Source organism: Pseudoalteromonas sp. 5Ae-yellow (genome assembly GCF_014077565.1).
Lineage (GTDB): Bacteria > Pseudomonadota > Gammaproteobacteria > Enterobacterales > Alteromonadaceae > Pseudoalteromonas.
Window position 1 is genome coordinate 1 of the sequence record NZ_JACGWD010000187.1, and the last position, 318, is coordinate 318.

At 39.0% G+C, this 318-nt stretch carries 1 rRNA gene; it reads left to right on the plus strand.

Going from position 1 to position 318, the window contains the following annotated elements:
- Positions 1-208 precede the first annotated feature (208 nt).
- Positions 209-318: ribosomal RNA gene (gene rrf, locus H4J63_RS19920) — 5S ribosomal RNA — on the plus strand; the annotation flags it as partial.

The window sequence follows — 318 nt, forward strand, 5'->3', positions numbered from 1 at the left end:
GTGGAAGTGGTGTGAGCCATTAAGCTAACTTGTACTAATTACCCGTGAGGCTTAACCATACAACGCCAAACGCGTTTTATGTGATAGTGAAACAAGCGAAGAAGTTAATATAACTAAAGTAGATATTTACTGAAAGACTTAAAAAATATTATCAGATATTTTCCAAATTCAGTTAGTGCGTAGCGATACGGATTAACGCCCAAATTTGCTTGGTGACAATAGCGTTTTGGACCCACCTGATTCCATGCCGAACTCAGTAGTGAAACGAAACAGCGCCGATGATAGTGTAGCATTTGCTATGTGAAAGTAGGACATTAC